This window comes from Burkholderia sp. ABCPW 11 (genome assembly GCF_001523445.1).
GTDB lineage: Bacteria > Pseudomonadota > Gammaproteobacteria > Burkholderiales > Burkholderiaceae > Burkholderia.
Genome location: NZ_LOVM01000013.1, coordinates 123,491 through 137,236 on the forward strand (window position 1 = coordinate 123,491; position 13,746 = coordinate 137,236).

Genomic DNA, 13,746 nt, shown 5'->3' on the forward strand with positions numbered 1-13,746 from the left:
GCCCCACTCACGTTACTTGCAGCTCAGTGCCACCAAGCCGTTGATGTTGCCCGTCGTCGTAGCCGGAATGCCGTACGACACGATCAGATACGGTTGCTTCGCATCCGAGCCCATGACCGTGCTCATCAGAGTCGACTTCGTTTTGGCGCTGAGTTCGGTGAGGCCGACCGAGGAAGTCCCGACGAACGACTGGTTCTGGTCGTTCCCGATCGAATACTGCAGATTCAACGTGTAGTTGATGGCCGTATTGCCGAACGTGTCCGTTCCGCTCGTCAGCGTCGCCGTAGCGCCAGTCAGCGAACCCGGCGCCGTATTGCCGTCCGCCGACGTCGGACGCGTTGCAAAAGCGAGCGAACATTGCATCTGCACAGCCGAGGTCACATCGATTGCAACCGGTACGCCGACTGCCCAGACCTGGCCTTGATTGGCGTTATACGTAGCGCCCGATGAATCGGCGCCGTCTGTCCAGCGGCCGATCGCGATGTCACCATTTCCAGCGAGGTCCGTCACGACGCCCTTCGTCAGCGTTTTGATCGTGCCCGACGAACCATACGGAATCGCGACATACGCACCCGGCGCGTGCTCCTTGAGCGTCGATACAGGCTGAGAGAGCGCCACCAGTGTGTAATTCCCGTTCGGCATCTGCCCGCCGTTCCACGACGCGGGCGGCATCAGAACACGAACCGTCGAAACCTGGCTCGAGATCGATTGCGATTGCCCTTCCACACGAATCCCCGACGAAGACGACGCGCTGCCCGACTGTGCTCCGTTCGACGACGCGCCACTCGATGCGGCATTGCTACCGCTGCCACCATCGTCACCACCGCCACATGCGCTCAGGCCCAGCGCAGCCACCACCGCAAACGTTGCCGTTACAGCTTGAAAAACACGGCGCTTCTCGTACACGCTCTGCATAGTCTTTCCTTCTTCTCTTTCTCGATCGACAAAAACACCCCGAGTCGCAACATGTCGTTCCGCTCGGACCGCCCCTACTGCTTAGAACAACGTGCTGACCTGGAACAGCAGCGTCGGCGAACTTGTCTTGAAACCCTGCGGCTTTGACAGCGGGAATCCCAGTGACACGTCGTAGTTCAGCGCCGCGCCGAGCACGTTCTTCGGCGCGAGATTGCCCCGCACGCCAACTACGGCGCCGACCAACGTTTCGCCAAGCAGGTACTGTGCTGCCGGCCCGCGCACGCGCCCGGCATCGACGCCGGAATACAGGGCCTGCGTGCCAACCGGCGTCGGCACGTACCAGTCAAGTTCGTTGGAAACGACCCAGCCGCTCTCGGCAGCCAGCGTCAGTTGCTGATCGAAGCCGCGCACGGCGTAACGCGTGCCGATCGTGAAATAGTCGGAAGGGGTCAGTGGCGTACGTGCGTTCTGCATGTTCCAGCCGAACTGGTACGAGAACGTTTGACCGCCTACCTTGAAAGGGACCTGTGCACTGAGGCTCGCCAACTCGATCTGTGTCTTGCCGTTGAAGTCGGGCGTGCCAACCACCGTGCCCGAATTACTGGACAGGCCCGGCAGCGATGCGCGCCAAGCGAACGAGCCGTCGAGGACAACATCGCCAATGTACTGGCGATGCGCGATGCCGAGCTCGTAACCGATGATGTCGCGATGCTGCACGGGAAGATCGACACCATCCAGCGAGTTGCGACTGATTTTGTGAAACAGGTTGCCGTGAAGCTCCGTACGCGCGTGAGCGTTCCGATAGATCACGCCCGAAAGGCCAGCCTGAAGCTGTGATTGCACGCCGCTATATTCGATCGGCGCATCGAAGCCGGCCACCGTCTGCTTATAGCGTGAGCGGCTCGCATTCAACGTCAGCATCGCATAGCCAATCGGCACGCTATAGTTCGCAGACACCGACTGGTTGCCCTTGTCGGACGCGCCGAAATTCGCATTCGTCGTGCCGGCGATTTGCAGCTGGTCGTAGAGGTGGAATGGCGAGTCGAACGTGAACGAGCCCGACAGTTCGTACTTGCCCGTGGAATCGAGGCCCGCGTTGTCCGTACCGATAACGGCATGCCAGCGCTTGCCGGTTCCGGGGTGAAAGACGAGTTCGGAGTCTCCCGGATTCAGGCCCGGCGCGATGTCGAACGTGGCATCGGATTGGGATTGAAGACGACGCAGGTTCTCCAGCCCTTGATCGATGTCGCGCTGGTTCAACAGCACCCCGCCCGACGTCGGCAACGCCGCGCGCAACCAGCCGATTGTGGGCTTGTCTGCTCGGACCTCGCTAATGCGCCCCGGCACAACGCGTAGCGTCAACGTGCCCGATTGCAACGTTTGCGTCGGCACGAGCACGCGAGACGTCACGTAACCGCGCTCGATCAGCGCATTATTGGCTGCATCCTGGATCTGCTTGAGTGCGGTCTTGCCGACACACTGGCCCACGACCGGCTGAAGGAAACGCGCGAGCCAGCCGAACGCATTGTCTTCCAGCGCGATTTCCTTGATCGGAAAACACGGATTATCGAGCGGCAGGTTCGTGACGCTGGGGATCGAAGTCTTCTCTCCTGTCGGCGTCAATACGTTGGGGCGCGGATTCAGCTCCTTGGTAGCCTCAAGTTGCTGCTGCTGCAAACGCTGGATTTGTGGGCCGGACGTAGTTTCGGATGGCGGAATACCTTGGGCCAGCGCAGAAACGCTCGCCAACGCCGAAATCAACGCTGCCGAAGTTTCTCGTTTCTTCACTTGTTAGCGGCGTAATGGTTGGTCTCTCGCGCTGTAATCTATCGAAGTATTCGCCCGTGCATTGTCAGGGATTGCAAAGACAGTTAATCGATTGACCGCCCAGGTCCGATGCTGTAGCGACTCTCGTGGCCCGATAACTTCTATTAAAGCGACTGCAATCACCCATTATAATTTAACAATTACAAACATTTAAACAAGTTAGCCATCCACGCATTTAGAGACACCAGAAGCACTCTTCCCTCCGCCTCTTTCGACACCTCAGAGCATCGAACACACGGCTCTCTCTTTGTTTTTTCTGCAAAATCAATTTTCGCCGTTACCGAACCCCCATTTCGCAAATTAATTTCAAGACAGTCGCGAACTGTTTCTTGCCAGCAAAATCGAGCACTTAAACAATCTCATCAAGCAAAAATCTTGACAGAATTAACTTTTTCATCGGTTTTTTTATGCATTGAAATGCCGGTTCGTTCACGATAATCGCATACGTCAACGTGTCGCGTATCTACAACGGTCTCTGCGAGGGCAAAGCCGAGTTCGAAACCGCATTCCAGTTTTTTTTCGGACACATATCACTTTCCCGAGCACGGCCGGCTACGGCCGCTCCGCCGCTGCATTTCCGCATCGGCACACTTCGCTCAGGAGTTTCCGTGATCTCTGATCCCCCTACCTTTGTGCTGATCGGGCTGGGCCTCGCGCTCGTCGCCATGTTCGCGGTGGGTTTCTATTGGCTCGCCACCAAGGACCGGCCGACACGCCCACATTCCCCCGTCGCTCCACCGCTGGCTCCCGGCGCTGCCCTCCCGCGTGCCGTCGCTGTCGACGAATTCGAAGAATGGGAAGCGTTCGCCCCGTATCCCGATCACGTCGCCCACACGGCGCATGAAGCCAGCGTCGAATCGAGCGATAGCTATCCGCCGCTCGGCCGGCGCGAAGAACCTGCCTACGCGTCCTCTGCAACCGAAGCTCGCCACGACCTGCACGACGCGATCGAATCGTTGATGGGCGAACCGAGCAAGCCTGATCCGGCGCCAACCAAGGCCGCCGCGCCGACATCGTCCGGGTCATCCGCTGCCCGCGTTGTCTGTCCTCGCGTATCGACACGCGCAATCGCGCCCGCAAGGCCGGCAGCACGATCGGCAGATAGATTGAGATTGCGGCCATACATCCGGACTGTTCAGGAGGCTAGCGAGACGCCTCTGTCCCTGATGGAATCAGCTGATCGGACTCTATTCACCACCTCGCGCTCGAAGCGCCTGTGGGAGGGCAGAGTATTCCGATCCCGGTCCAACCTGTCTTGCCATCACGTCACGATTGCCCAAGCAACCTCCTGGGAGAGCCTTGACCGAACCCGATCGGATTACGCAGCGGCCGCGGACGGCGCGTAATCCGATCGGAACGCAGTGCCTTGTGTGAGCAGCGCCCAGGCAATCCGGGCGTTCCTCTTCGCCACTGCTACCACGGCAACGTTCTTGTGCCGGCGCGTGAGCAAGCGATGAAGCCAGCCCGAGAACGCATCGTCCTTGTTGGCGCAATAGCGAACGACAGCCCGCGCGCCGTGCACCATCAGTGTCCGCAGGTAGGTATCGCCGTGCTTGCTGATACCCAGCAGCGGCGGCTTCCTCCGCTCGAATACTGGCTGGGTACCAGACCTAACCAGGCCGCCAGTTGCCGGGCATTGCAGAAGCACTTGCCGTCGCCGATCGAGGCAACCAGAGCGCTGGCCGTAATCGGGCCGATGCAGGGAATCTCTGCCAGTCGGCGACTGGCGTCGCTCGCGTGATGCCACGCGTTGATCTGCGTCTCGATCTCTGCGACCTGCCGGTCAAGTTCCTTCAAGTGGTCCGTCAAGCGCTGTATCAACAGACGGAATGACCCCGGCAGTTCATTGCTTGCGTCTTCGATGAGCTGAGGTACGTGCTGGGCAATGCTGGTGATCCCCCGCGGCATCACCAAACCGAATTCCCCCAGCAGCCCGCGCATCTGATTGGCCTGCGCGGTACGCGCCCGAACGAACCCTTGGCGGGCTCGGTGCAATGCAAGAACCGCCTGTTGATCGACGTTCTTGATGGGCACAAACCGCATGTTGATACATCCCGCCGCCATCAGCGAGGCGGTACGGCTTTTCACGCGGGGAGGCCTTTCCGATAGCGATGTCGGTCAGCGGCATAGTGCACCTTACAGCCCCAGGGGCATTTTTTGTAAGGGGCATCGACCATCAACCAAAGTTCCCCCAGAGGTGCCCCCGCATGCCCCCGGATTCACACGGGTCGGGCTGGACAAATCAGGAATAAAAAAACCCGTGAAGCCTTGTGCTATCACGGGTTTCTGGATTTCCAAGGATGGCCTTGGAAGGGTGTTTGGTGCCGGCTGCAGGACTCGAACCCGCCACCTGATGATTACAAATCAACTGCTCTACCAGATGAGCTAAGCCGGCGTAGCGCGAGATTCTACCTCATTTCACGATCTTGAGGCGAGGTCTGCTGCCGCCTTTCGAGCCGTCGCCGTCGGTTTTCGGCGGTTCGTCGGCGCCTTCGGACGGCTCCTCGTTCGCGCCGCTGTCGGCGACCGGCGCCAACGGCGAGACGGACTCGTCGCGCTGCGCGTCATCGGCCGGCACGGCGTCATCGTCGAACGCGCCCGAATCCTCGCCTTCGCCCGCGACCGCATCGACCTGGAACGCCATCCCTTGCCCGTTCTCGCGCGCATAGATCGCGAGCACGTTGGCAACCGGAATCTCGATCTTGTGCGCCTTCCCGGAGAACCGGGCCGTGAACTCGATCCACTCGTTGCCCATCTGCAGCTGGCTCGTCGCCTCGAAGCTGATGTTGAGCACGATCTCGCCGTCACGCACGAACTGACGCGGCACGCGCGTCGAGTTGTCGACCCTCACCGCGATATGCGGTGTGTAACCGTTATCGGTGCACCACTCGTACAACGCGCGCAGCAGATAAGGCTTCGTTGAAATCTCTTGCATCACAATCCTCGAACCCGGAGCGGGCACGCGGCACGCCGCGCCACCCGCTCCGTCATGCCTTCATTGCAACATTAACGACGCATGACCTTTTCGGACGGCGTCAGTGCTTCGATGTAGGCCGGACGGCTGAAGATCCGTTCGGCATACTTCATCAGCGGCGCGGCGTTCTTCGACAGCTCGATGCCGTAGTGATCCAGGCGCCACAGCAGCGGTGCGATCGCGACGTCGAGCATCGAGAACTCCTCGCCGAGCATGTACTTGTTCTTCACGAAGATCGGCGCGAGCTGCGTCAGGCGATCGCGGATCGCGAGGCGGGCCTTCTCGTGATTCTTCTCCGCCGCCTTGCCCTTCTCGTTCTCGAGCGTGCTGACGTGGACGAACAGTTCCTTCTCGAAGTTGAGCAGGAACAGGCGCGCACGCGCGCGCTGCACCGGGTCGGCCGGCATCAGTTGCGGATGCGGGAAGCGCTCGTCGATGTACTCGTTGATGATGTTCGATTCGTACAGGATCAGGTCGCGCTCGACCAGAATCGGCACCTGACCGTACGGGTTCATCACCGAAATGTCTTCCGGCTTGTTGAACAGGTCGACGTCACGGATTTCGAAGTCCATGCCCTTCTCGAACAGCACCAGCCGGCAACGCTGGGAGAACGGGCAAGTTGTGCCGGAATACAGAACCATCATATTTGCGTTTCCTCAAAAAAGCCGAGGGCCGGCACGCGGCGAAACCCCTTTCACGGGTTCCGCCTTGCGCCGGCCCCACGCCGGTCAGGCGTGTTTACTTGATATCTTTCCAGTACGCGGCATTCAGCCGCCAGGCCAGGAAAGTCAGGACACCGAGAAAGATCAGCACCCACACGCCGAGGCGCTTGCGGGTCTGCTGGGCCGGCTCGGACATCCATGTCATATAGGCCACCAGGTCGGCCACCGCAGCATCGTAGTCGGGCGACGAGAGCGTGCCCGGCGTGACCTGCTGGAAGCCGACGAGCGTGTGGACCTTCTCGCCCGTCTCCTCGTCCGTCTTGTCTTCGAATTTGGCTACGCGTTGCCCCTGCAGTTGCCACAACACATGGGGCATGCCGACGTTCTCGAACACCGCGTTGTTCCAGCCGGTCGGCCGCGTATCGTCACGGTAGAAGCTGCGCAGATACGTGTACAGCCAGTCGCGGCCGCGCGCGCGCTCCTCGACCGACAGGTCGGGCGGCGTGGTGCCGAGCCAGTTCTTCGCGTCGTCGGGCCGCATCGCGACGGACATCGTGTTCCCGACCTTGTCGGTCGTAAACAGGAGATTCTTCTCGATCTCCTTCTGGGATATGCCCAGATCCGTCAGACGGTTGTAGCGCATCAGGTTCGCGCTGTGGCAGTTCAGGCAATAGTTTACAAACAATTGCGCGCCGTGCTGAAGCGAAACGAGATTTTCCGTGTTATCGGGCGCCCGGTCGAGCGGAAAATTACCCTCCGCCCGCACGGCCGGCGCCGCCAGCAGCGCACAGGCGGTCGCCCCGATCAGCGCGAGTGTCGAAAGCAGTTTCTTCATGTCGTTCTCTCCTCGCTCACGTTAATGGGGCTTGAAGCGCACCCGTTCCGGCGGCTGCTTGAACGTGCCAAGCGGCGTCCAGACGGGCATGCCGAGGAAGAACGCGAAGTAGATCAACGCACAGGCCTGGGCGATCAGCGTGGCCGCCGGCGATGGCGGCCGCGTGCCGAGGAACGCGAGGGTCAGGAACGCCGCGACGAAGATCCCGAGGAACACCTTGTGGAACAGCGGCCGGTAGCGGATCGACTTCACCGGGCTGCGGTCGAGCCAGGGCAGGAAGAACAGCGTGATCACCGCCGAGCCCATCACGACGACGCCCCAGAACTTCGACTCCGTCAGGTACATGAACACGACGATCGCGGCGGCCAGCACCGGCAACCCGACCTTCCATTTGCCGCGCGCGCGGATCAGCGCGAGCACGCCGAGCAGCGCGATCACGATCATCAGCACGATCTTGAACGGGTCGGTGGTCGCGCGCAGCATCGCGTAGAACGCGGTGAAGTACCAGACCGGCGCGATCTCGGGCGGCGTCTGCAGCGGGTTCGCCGGGACGAAGTTGTTCGCCTCGAGGAAGTAGCCGCCCATCTCCGGAGAGAAGAACACGATCAGCGCGAACACCATCAGGAACACGCACACGCCGAGGAAATCGTGCACCGAGTAGTACGGGTGGAAGGGGATGCCGTCGAGCGGGATGCCGTTCTCGTCCTTCTTCGCCTTGATCTCGATGCCGTCCGGGTTATTCGACCCGACTTCGTGCAACGCAACGAGGTGCGCGACGACGAGCCCGACCAGCACGAGCGGAATCGCGATCACATGGAACGCGAAGAAGCGGTTCAGCGTGACGTCGGACACGACGTAGTCGCCGCGAATCCACAGCGACAGGTCCGGGCCGACGAACGGGATCGCCGAGAACAGGTTCACGATCACCTGCGCGCCCCAGAACGACATCTGGCCCCACGGCAGCAGATAGCCGAAGAACGCCTCGGCCATCAGGCACAGGAAGATCGCGCAGCCGAAGATCCACACGAGCTCGCGCGGCTTGCGGTACGACCCGTACAGCAGCCCGCGGAACATGTGCAGGTAGACGACCACGAAGAACATCGATGCACCGGTCGAGTGCATGTAGCGGATCAGCCAGCCCCACGGCACCTCGCGCATGATGTACTCGACCGACGCGAACGCGAGCGTCGAGTCGGGCTTGTAGTTCATCGTCAGGAAGATGCCCGTGACGATCTGGTTGACGAGCACCAGCAGCGCGAGGGAGCCGAAGAAGTACCAGAAGTTGAAGTTCTTCGGCGCGTAGTACTCGGATACGTGCTTCTTCCAGGTGGACGTGAGCGGGAAGCGCTGATCGATCCAGCCGGTGAAACCTGTCGTGGAGACTTCCTTGTTGTCGGCGGCCATCACGCTTCTCCTTTCTCGTCCTTGCCGATCACGAGGGTCGTCGCCGACGTGAACATGTAGGGCGGGATGTCGAGATTCTGAGGCGCCGGCTTGTTCTTGAACACGCGGCCGGCGAGGTCGTAGGTCGAACCGTGACACGGGCACAGGAAACCGCCCGGCCAGTCGTCCGGCAGGTTCGGCTGCGGACCCGGCGTGAAGCGTTGGCTAGGCGTGCAGCCGAGGTGCGTACACACGGCCATCACGACGAGAATGTTCTTGCGATCGGTCCGCGCGCGATATTCGTTGGCGCAATACGCGGGCAACGGCATCGAATACGGGGATTTCGTGGTCGGATCGGCCACTTCCTTGTCGGCCTTGACCACGTCGGCCAGCATCGAATCGGTGCGATTCAGGATCCAGACGGGTTTGCCGCGCCACGGCACGGTGACCATTTCGCCGGGCTTCAGGCCGCTGATATCGACCTCGACCGGTGCACCGGCCGCTTTCGCTTTCGCGGACGGCGCGAGCGACGCCGCGAAAGGTATGACGGTGGCTACGCCTCCTACGCCACCTGCTACGGATGTCGCAATCAGCCAGGTACGGCGGCCGCTGTCGACGCGTTTCTCTTCCTTGTCTCGCATCACACGCCCCACTTCTGAGTTGGATTTTCCGTCACGACTTTTCATTCCGCCGCTAGTTTGCGCGAATGGAGTCGCCATTTACAAGGCCCGGCGATGAAAATCCCTTCGAAGTGATTGATAGTTAAGGGTTATCCCCCACTATCGGAGCGATTAAATCATTTCACTTTTAAGCAAATGCTACATTGTGAAATTTCGATGCGCTGCCGCAAATCCGTCGCTCAGACCGGATTATGAATATCGATAAAAAGGTGTTCGAGATCGAATTCTTCGGACAAGTGGCGCCCCAGCGCCTGGATTCCGTAGCGCTCGGTCGCATGGTGCCCCGCCGCAACGAACGCGACACCGCTCTCCGCCGCCGCGTGCGTGGTCGATTCGGACACCTCGCCGGTCAGGAACACGTCCGCGCCGGCATCGATCGCCGCGTCGAAATAGCTCTGCGCGGCGCCCGTGCACCACGCGATGCGGCGCAACTGCATGTCCGGGTCGCCCAGCACGAGCGGCGCGCGGCCGAGCGTGCGCTCGACCTTCGCGACGAAGTGCTCGAGCGTGACGGGCATCGGCAGCGTCGCCATCCAGCCCAGGTCGCCTTCGCCGAAGCGCTGCTCGCCGATCAGGCCGAGCTTTTCGCCGAGCTGCGCGTTGTTGCCGAACTCGGGATGCGCATCCAGCGGCAGGTGAAACGCGAACAGGTTCAGGTCGTTCGCGAGCAGCAGCTTCAGGCGCCGATACTTGCGGCCGGTGATCTGCGGCGCCTCGTTGCGCCAGAAATAGCCGTGATGGACGAGCACGGCATCCGCCCCCCATTCGAGCGCGGCTTCGAGGAGCGCGACCGACGCCGTCACGCCGGTGGCGATCTTCTCGATCTTGCGGCGCCCTTCGACCTGGAGGCCGTTCGGGCAATAGTCCTTGAAGCGCGCGGTTTCAAGGGTATTGTTCAAGTACAATTCAAGTTCGATCCGATCCATATAAACCTCTAATCCATTCAGATGCTTAGACGCTTCTGGCTGTTCTTCGCGCAAGCGGTGACCGTACTGCTCGCGCTGATGTTCATCGTCGTGACGCTCAAGCCGCAATGGCTGCAACGGCAAGGACAGCTCGGCAAGCAGCTCGCCACGCCGATCGTCGCGCTGCGCGAAGTCGCGCCGGGCATCGGCGGCGCACCGGCGACCACGTCGTATGCCGAAGCCGCGCAGAAGGCGATGCCGGCCGTCGTCAACGTGTTCTCCAGCAAGGACGGCTCGCTGCCGCCCGACCCGCGCGCAAAGGATCCGCTGTTCCGTTACTTCTTCGGCGACCGCAACGCCCGCAAGCAGCAGGACGAGCCGGCCGCCAACCTCGGCTCCGGCGTCATCGTGAGCCCTGAAGGTTACATTCTAACGAACCAGCACGTCGTGGACGGCGCCGACCAGATCGAAGTCGCGCTCGCCGACGGCCGCACGGCCACCGCGAAAGTGATCGGCAGCGATCCCGAAACGGATCTCGCGGTACTGAAGATCAACATGACGAACCTGCCGACGATCACGCTCGGCCGCTCCGACCAGTCGCGCGTCGGCGACGTCGTGCTCGCGATCGGCAACCCGTTCGGCGTCGGCCAGACGGTGACGATGGGGATCATCAGCGCGCTCGGCCGCAACCACCTCGGCATCAACACGTTCGAGAACTTCATCCAGACCGACGCGCCGATCAACCCCGGCAACTCCGGCGGCGCGCTGGTCGACGTGAACGGCAACCTGCTCGGCATCAACACGGCGATCTACTCGCGCTCGGGCGGCTCGCTCGGCATCGGTTTCGCGATTCCGGTCTCGACCGCGCGCACGGTGCTCGAAAGCATCATCACGACGGGCTCGGTCACGCGCGGCTGGATCGGCGTCGAGCCGCAGGACGTCACGCCGGAAATCGCCGAGTCGTTCGGGCTCCAGCAGAAATCGGGCGCGATCGTCGCGGGCGTGCTGCAGGGCGGCCCTGCCGACAAGGCCGGCATCAAGCCGGGCGACATCCTGGTGAGCGTCAACGGCGAGGACATCACCGACACGACGAAGCTGCTGAATGTCGTCGCGCAAATCAAGCCGGGCACGCCGACCAAGGTGCACGTCGTCCGCAAGGGCAAGCAGTTCGACGTGAACGTCGTGATCGGCAAGCGTCCGCCGCCGCCGAAGCAGACGCTCGACGAGCAGGACAACGATAGCGAATGAGGCTCGGCGGGCGGCACGCCGCTTGCCGTTCGCGATGCGATTTGATGCGGCGCAGAAATGAAAAAGGGCAGCCGGCTGGCTGCCCTTTTGCTTTGCTTCCAACGATGTCTGGTGCCGGGAAGGCCGCGTTGGCATGCGCTGGCTGGCGGCCAACCACAGGTACCGGCCCCTCCGGCTTGGCCCGGAAAGCCGCTCAGCGACGCGCCGTCAACCCGCGGCTTCGCCGTTCCCCGCCTCGCCCTCTTCTACCGGCTTCTTCGGCACGAAGAACCGCGCGGCCAGCAGCCCGATCTCGAACAGCACGACGAGCGGCAGCGCCAGCATCAGCTGCGAGAACACGTCCGGCGGGGTGACGACCGCCGCGACCACGAATGCGCCGACGATCACGTACGGTCGCATCTCCTTCAGCTTCTGCAGGGACAGCACGCCCATCCGGACGAGCAGCACGACGACGATCGGCACCTCGAACGTGACGCCGAACGCGATGAACATCCCGAGCACGAAGCTCAGGTAGTTGTCGATGTCGGTCGTCATCTCGGCCCCGAGCGGCGCGTTGTAGTGCGCCATCACGCGGAAGATCGTCGGAAACACGAGGAAGTACGCGAACGCCATCCCGCACAGAAACAGCACGTAGCTGCTGCCGACGAGCGGCGTGACGAGTTTCTTCTCGTGCTGGTACAGCCCCGGCGCGACGAACGCCCAGATCTGGTACAGCACGATCGGCAGCGCGATCACGAGCGCGACGAGCATCGTGACCTTCATCGGCACGAAGAATGAGCCGGTGACGTCGGTGACGATCATCTTGCCGTCTTTCGGCAGGTTCTCCATCAACGGCCGCGCGAGCAGCCTGAAGATGTCGGGCGCCCAGTAGACGAGCCCGACGAACACGACGATCACGGCCAGCCCCGCGCGAATGATGCGATCGCGAAGCTCGACGAGATGGGAAATGAAGGTTTCTTCCGGGGCGTCGCCCGGGTTCTGCTGGGGGTCGCTCACACCGGCCCTCGGTAGGATTGACGAGCGAGCATGCGCTCGACTCAGAAGAAGCGCGTCGGCCGGCGCAGGCTGGCCGGCTGGTGGCGCGCGACACGTGCGGCGCCCGACTGCACGTGGGTGCGGCGGGTCGTCGCGCGCTTGTACCAGACAGGCGTCGCCGCCTGCTTGATGCGCCAGTTGCGACGCTTCGGCGCAAGCGCGGCCGAACTGCCGCCACGCCACGACGGCGCTGCGGGTGTGTCGCCACCGTACGTGCCGGCATCGACCGAGCCTTCGTTGATACCGCCGACCGCGGAATGCCACGTGTAGTTCAGCGCCTTCTCGTGCTCGCGCAGATTGTCGTGAATCGTCGTCTCGACATTGCGCGCGGCCGATTCGAAATCGGTCTTCATCGTCCGCAGCGCGTCGAGTTCGATTTCGCGCGAGACCTCGGCCTTCACGTCGTTGATGTACCGCTGCGCGCGGCCGAACAGCGCGCCGGCCGTACGCGCGACGCGCGGCAGGCGCTCGGGGCCGAGCACCACGAGCGCGACGACGCCGATCAGCGCCATCTTCGAAAGACCGAGATCCAGCATCGCGAATGCCTGTCAACGTGCCGGCGTTACGCCTTGTTCGAATCGGAACGCGTCGTTTCCTTCGCGTTGACGTCGACCGTGCCCGAACGCGGCAATTGCTGCGCGTCCGCCGGCGTTTCGCCTTCCTTCATGCCGTCCTTGAAACCCTTCACGGCGCTGCCGAGGTCGTTGCCGATGTTGCGCAGCTTCTTCGTACCGAAAACCAGCGCGACGATCAGCAGCACGATCAGCCAGTGCCAAATGCTCAATCCACCCATGATGAAACCTCTCCTCAACCACGCCGCGATGCGGCGCAAATCGCCGGCGACGCGCCGGCTTCGACTATCGGATGCGGGGAAACGCCCCGCTTCGTCAACCCATCCGTTGCCACGGGCGCGGGCCGGCCAGGATATGCGCGTGCAGGTGGTAGACCTCCTGCCCGCCGCCCGGGCCCGTGTTGATCACCGTGCGAAAACCGGTTTCGCCGCCCGTATACGCGACCCCGAGCTGGTCGGCCAGACGCGCGACGAGCAGCATCAGCCGGCCGAGCATCGGCGCATCGGCGTCGCCCACCGCCGACAGCGTCGGCACGTGCCGGCGCGGAATCACGAGCACGTGCGTCTCGGCGGCCGGGCGGATGTCGCGGAACGCGACGAATTCGTCGTCCTCGTGCACCTTCGTGCTCGGGATCTCGCCTGCCGCGATCTTGCAGAACAGGCAATTCGGATCGTGACTCATGTTGCTCCTGCAAACGCCCGCACGCGGCC

The 13,746-nt window shown here is 62.3% G+C and carries 14 protein-coding genes, 1 tRNA gene and 1 pseudogene; 2 read left to right on the top strand and 14 right to left on the bottom strand.

The genetic code is table 11. The annotated features are described in order from the left end of the window. Positions 1 to 12: 12 nt before the first annotated feature. Together WS61_RS06235 and WS61_RS06240 are read right to left on the bottom strand one after the other, a co-directional pair. A complete protein-coding gene (locus WS61_RS06235; RefSeq protein WP_059499721.1) occupies positions 13 to 915 on the bottom strand; it encodes a hypothetical protein in 903 nt (300 codons plus the stop codon). Positions 916 to 996: 81 nt separating this feature from the next. After that, positions 997 to 2,703, bottom strand: coding sequence for a ShlB/FhaC/HecB family hemolysin secretion/activation protein (locus WS61_RS06240; RefSeq protein WP_059499722.1), 1,707 nt, complete (start codon positions 2,701 to 2,703; stop codon positions 997 to 999). Between the two features lie 491 nt (positions 2,704 to 3,194). Between WS61_RS06240 and WS61_RS35160 the strand changes: the two genes are divergently transcribed. Further along, positions 3,195 to 4,088 carry a hypothetical protein gene (locus WS61_RS35160; protein ID WP_179949661.1) on the top strand — a complete coding sequence of 298 codons (894 nt, stop codon included), beginning with the start codon at positions 3,195 to 3,197 and terminating at the stop codon, positions 4,086 to 4,088. On the opposite strand, the pseudogene WS61_RS06255 reads toward WS61_RS35160, so the two are convergent. From WS61_RS06255 to WS61_RS06290, 8 genes and pseudogenes are all read right to left on the bottom strand, one after another. Next, a pseudogene (locus WS61_RS06255) lies at positions 4,061 to 4,788 on the bottom strand (IS110 family transposase); the annotation flags it as partial. The gene WS61_RS35160 and the pseudogene WS61_RS06255 sit on opposite strands and share 28 nt — an antisense overlap. Before the next feature lie 273 nt (positions 4,789 to 5,061). Next, positions 5,062 to 5,137, bottom strand: a tRNA-Thr gene (locus WS61_RS06260). 18 nt (positions 5,138 to 5,155) lie between these two features. Next, complete coding sequence (locus tag WS61_RS06265) at positions 5,156 to 5,677, bottom strand: ClpXP protease specificity-enhancing factor (protein WP_027809263.1); 522 nt, start codon at positions 5,675 to 5,677, stop codon at positions 5,156 to 5,158. A gap of 71 nt (positions 5,678 to 5,748) precedes the next feature. Beyond that, a complete protein-coding gene (locus WS61_RS06270) occupies positions 5,749 to 6,360 on the bottom strand; it encodes a glutathione S-transferase N-terminal domain-containing protein (protein ID WP_006400565.1) in 612 nt (203 codons plus the stop codon). Between the two features lie 94 nt (positions 6,361 to 6,454). Then, positions 6,455 to 7,213: a cytochrome c1 gene (locus WS61_RS06275; RefSeq protein WP_059499726.1), complete on the bottom strand. Its 759-nt coding sequence runs from the start codon at positions 7,211 to 7,213 to the stop codon at positions 6,455 to 6,457. 21 nt (positions 7,214 to 7,234) lie between these two features. Further along, on the bottom strand, positions 7,235 to 8,617 hold the full coding sequence (locus WS61_RS06280) for a cytochrome bc complex cytochrome b subunit (RefSeq protein WP_059499727.1): 1,383 nt from the start codon (positions 8,615 to 8,617) through the stop codon (positions 7,235 to 7,237). After that, entirely contained in the window at positions 8,617 to 9,237 is a 621-nt protein-coding gene (petA, locus tag WS61_RS06285; RefSeq protein WP_059499728.1) for a ubiquinol-cytochrome c reductase iron-sulfur subunit, read from the bottom strand. The genes WS61_RS06280 and petA overlap by 1 nt, the downstream gene beginning before the upstream one ends. Positions 9,238 to 9,455: 218 nt before the next feature. Beyond that, the gene (locus WS61_RS06290) at positions 9,456 to 10,202 is read right to left on the bottom strand and encodes a Nif3-like dinuclear metal center hexameric protein (RefSeq protein ID WP_059499729.1); all 747 of its coding nucleotides are present in this window, start codon (positions 10,200 to 10,202) and stop codon (positions 9,456 to 9,458) included. 21 nt (positions 10,203 to 10,223) lie between these two features. Between WS61_RS06290 and WS61_RS06295 the strand changes: the two genes are divergently transcribed. Further along, the gene (locus WS61_RS06295) at positions 10,224 to 11,429 is read left to right on the top strand and encodes a Do family serine endopeptidase (RefSeq protein WP_059499730.1); all 1,206 of its coding nucleotides are present in this window, start codon (positions 10,224 to 10,226) and stop codon (positions 11,427 to 11,429) included. 207 nt (positions 11,430 to 11,636) lie between these two features. Here the strand turns inward: WS61_RS06295 and tatC are convergent, their stop codons facing one another. The 4 genes from tatC to WS61_RS06315 all read right to left on the bottom strand — a co-directional run bounded on the left by tatC (position 11,637) and on the right by WS61_RS06315 (position 13,717). Further along, positions 11,637 to 12,425: a twin-arginine translocase subunit TatC gene (gene tatC / locus WS61_RS06300; protein ID WP_059499731.1), complete on the bottom strand. Its 789-nt coding sequence runs from the start codon at positions 12,423 to 12,425 to the stop codon at positions 11,637 to 11,639. 41 nt (positions 12,426 to 12,466) lie between these two features. Beyond that, the gene (gene tatB / locus WS61_RS06305; RefSeq protein WP_059499732.1) at positions 12,467 to 13,000 is read right to left on the bottom strand and encodes a Sec-independent protein translocase protein TatB; all 534 of its coding nucleotides are present in this window, start codon (positions 12,998 to 13,000) and stop codon (positions 12,467 to 12,469) included. 26 nt (positions 13,001 to 13,026) lie between these two features. Continuing rightward, positions 13,027 to 13,257: a Sec-independent protein translocase subunit TatA gene (gene tatA, locus WS61_RS06310; RefSeq protein WP_034209780.1), complete on the bottom strand. Its 231-nt coding sequence runs from the start codon at positions 13,255 to 13,257 to the stop codon at positions 13,027 to 13,029. Positions 13,258 to 13,351: 94 nt separating this feature from the next. Then, positions 13,352 to 13,717 (bottom strand): histidine triad nucleotide-binding protein, encoded by a 366-nt coding sequence (locus tag WS61_RS06315; protein ID WP_034209779.1) that lies wholly within the window; start codon positions 13,715 to 13,717, stop codon positions 13,352 to 13,354. Positions 13,718 to 13,746 lie beyond the last annotated feature (29 nt).

Bases quoted from the DNA above. Each gene is read 5' to 3' on its own strand.
- WS61_RS06270 (WP_006400565.1), bottom strand. From the start codon at position 6,360: ATGATGGTTCTGTATTCCGGCACAACTTGCCCGTTCTCCCAGCGTTGC.
- WS61_RS06265 (WP_027809263.1), bottom strand. From the start codon at position 5,677: ATGCAAGAGATTTCAACGAAGCCTTATCTGCTGCGCGCGTTGTACGAG.
- petA (WP_059499728.1), bottom strand. From the start codon at position 9,237: ATGCGAGACAAGGAAGAGAAACGCGTCGACAGCGGCCGCCGTACCTGG.
- tatA (WP_034209780.1), bottom strand. From the start codon at position 13,257: ATGGGTGGATTGAGCATTTGGCACTGGCTGATCGTGCTGCTGATCGTC.
- WS61_RS06295 (WP_059499730.1), top strand. From the start codon at position 10,224: ATGCTTAGACGCTTCTGGCTGTTCTTCGCGCAAGCGGTGACCGTACTG.
- WS61_RS06315 (WP_034209779.1), bottom strand. From the start codon at position 13,717: ATGAGTCACGATCCGAATTGCCTGTTCTGCAAGATCGCGGCAGGCGAG.
- WS61_RS06275 (WP_059499726.1), bottom strand. From the start codon at position 7,213: ATGAAGAAACTGCTTTCGACACTCGCGCTGATCGGGGCGACCGCCTGT.
- WS61_RS06290 (WP_059499729.1), bottom strand. From the start codon at position 10,202: ATGGATCGGATCGAACTTGAATTGTACTTGAACAATACCCTTGAAACC.
- WS61_RS06235 (WP_059499721.1), bottom strand. From the start codon at position 915: ATGCAGAGCGTGTACGAGAAGCGCCGTGTTTTTCAAGCTGTAACGGCA.
- tatB (WP_059499732.1), bottom strand. From the start codon at position 13,000: ATGCTGGATCTCGGTCTTTCGAAGATGGCGCTGATCGGCGTCGTCGCG.
- WS61_RS06280 (WP_059499727.1), bottom strand. From the start codon at position 8,617: ATGGCCGCCGACAACAAGGAAGTCTCCACGACAGGTTTCACCGGCTGG.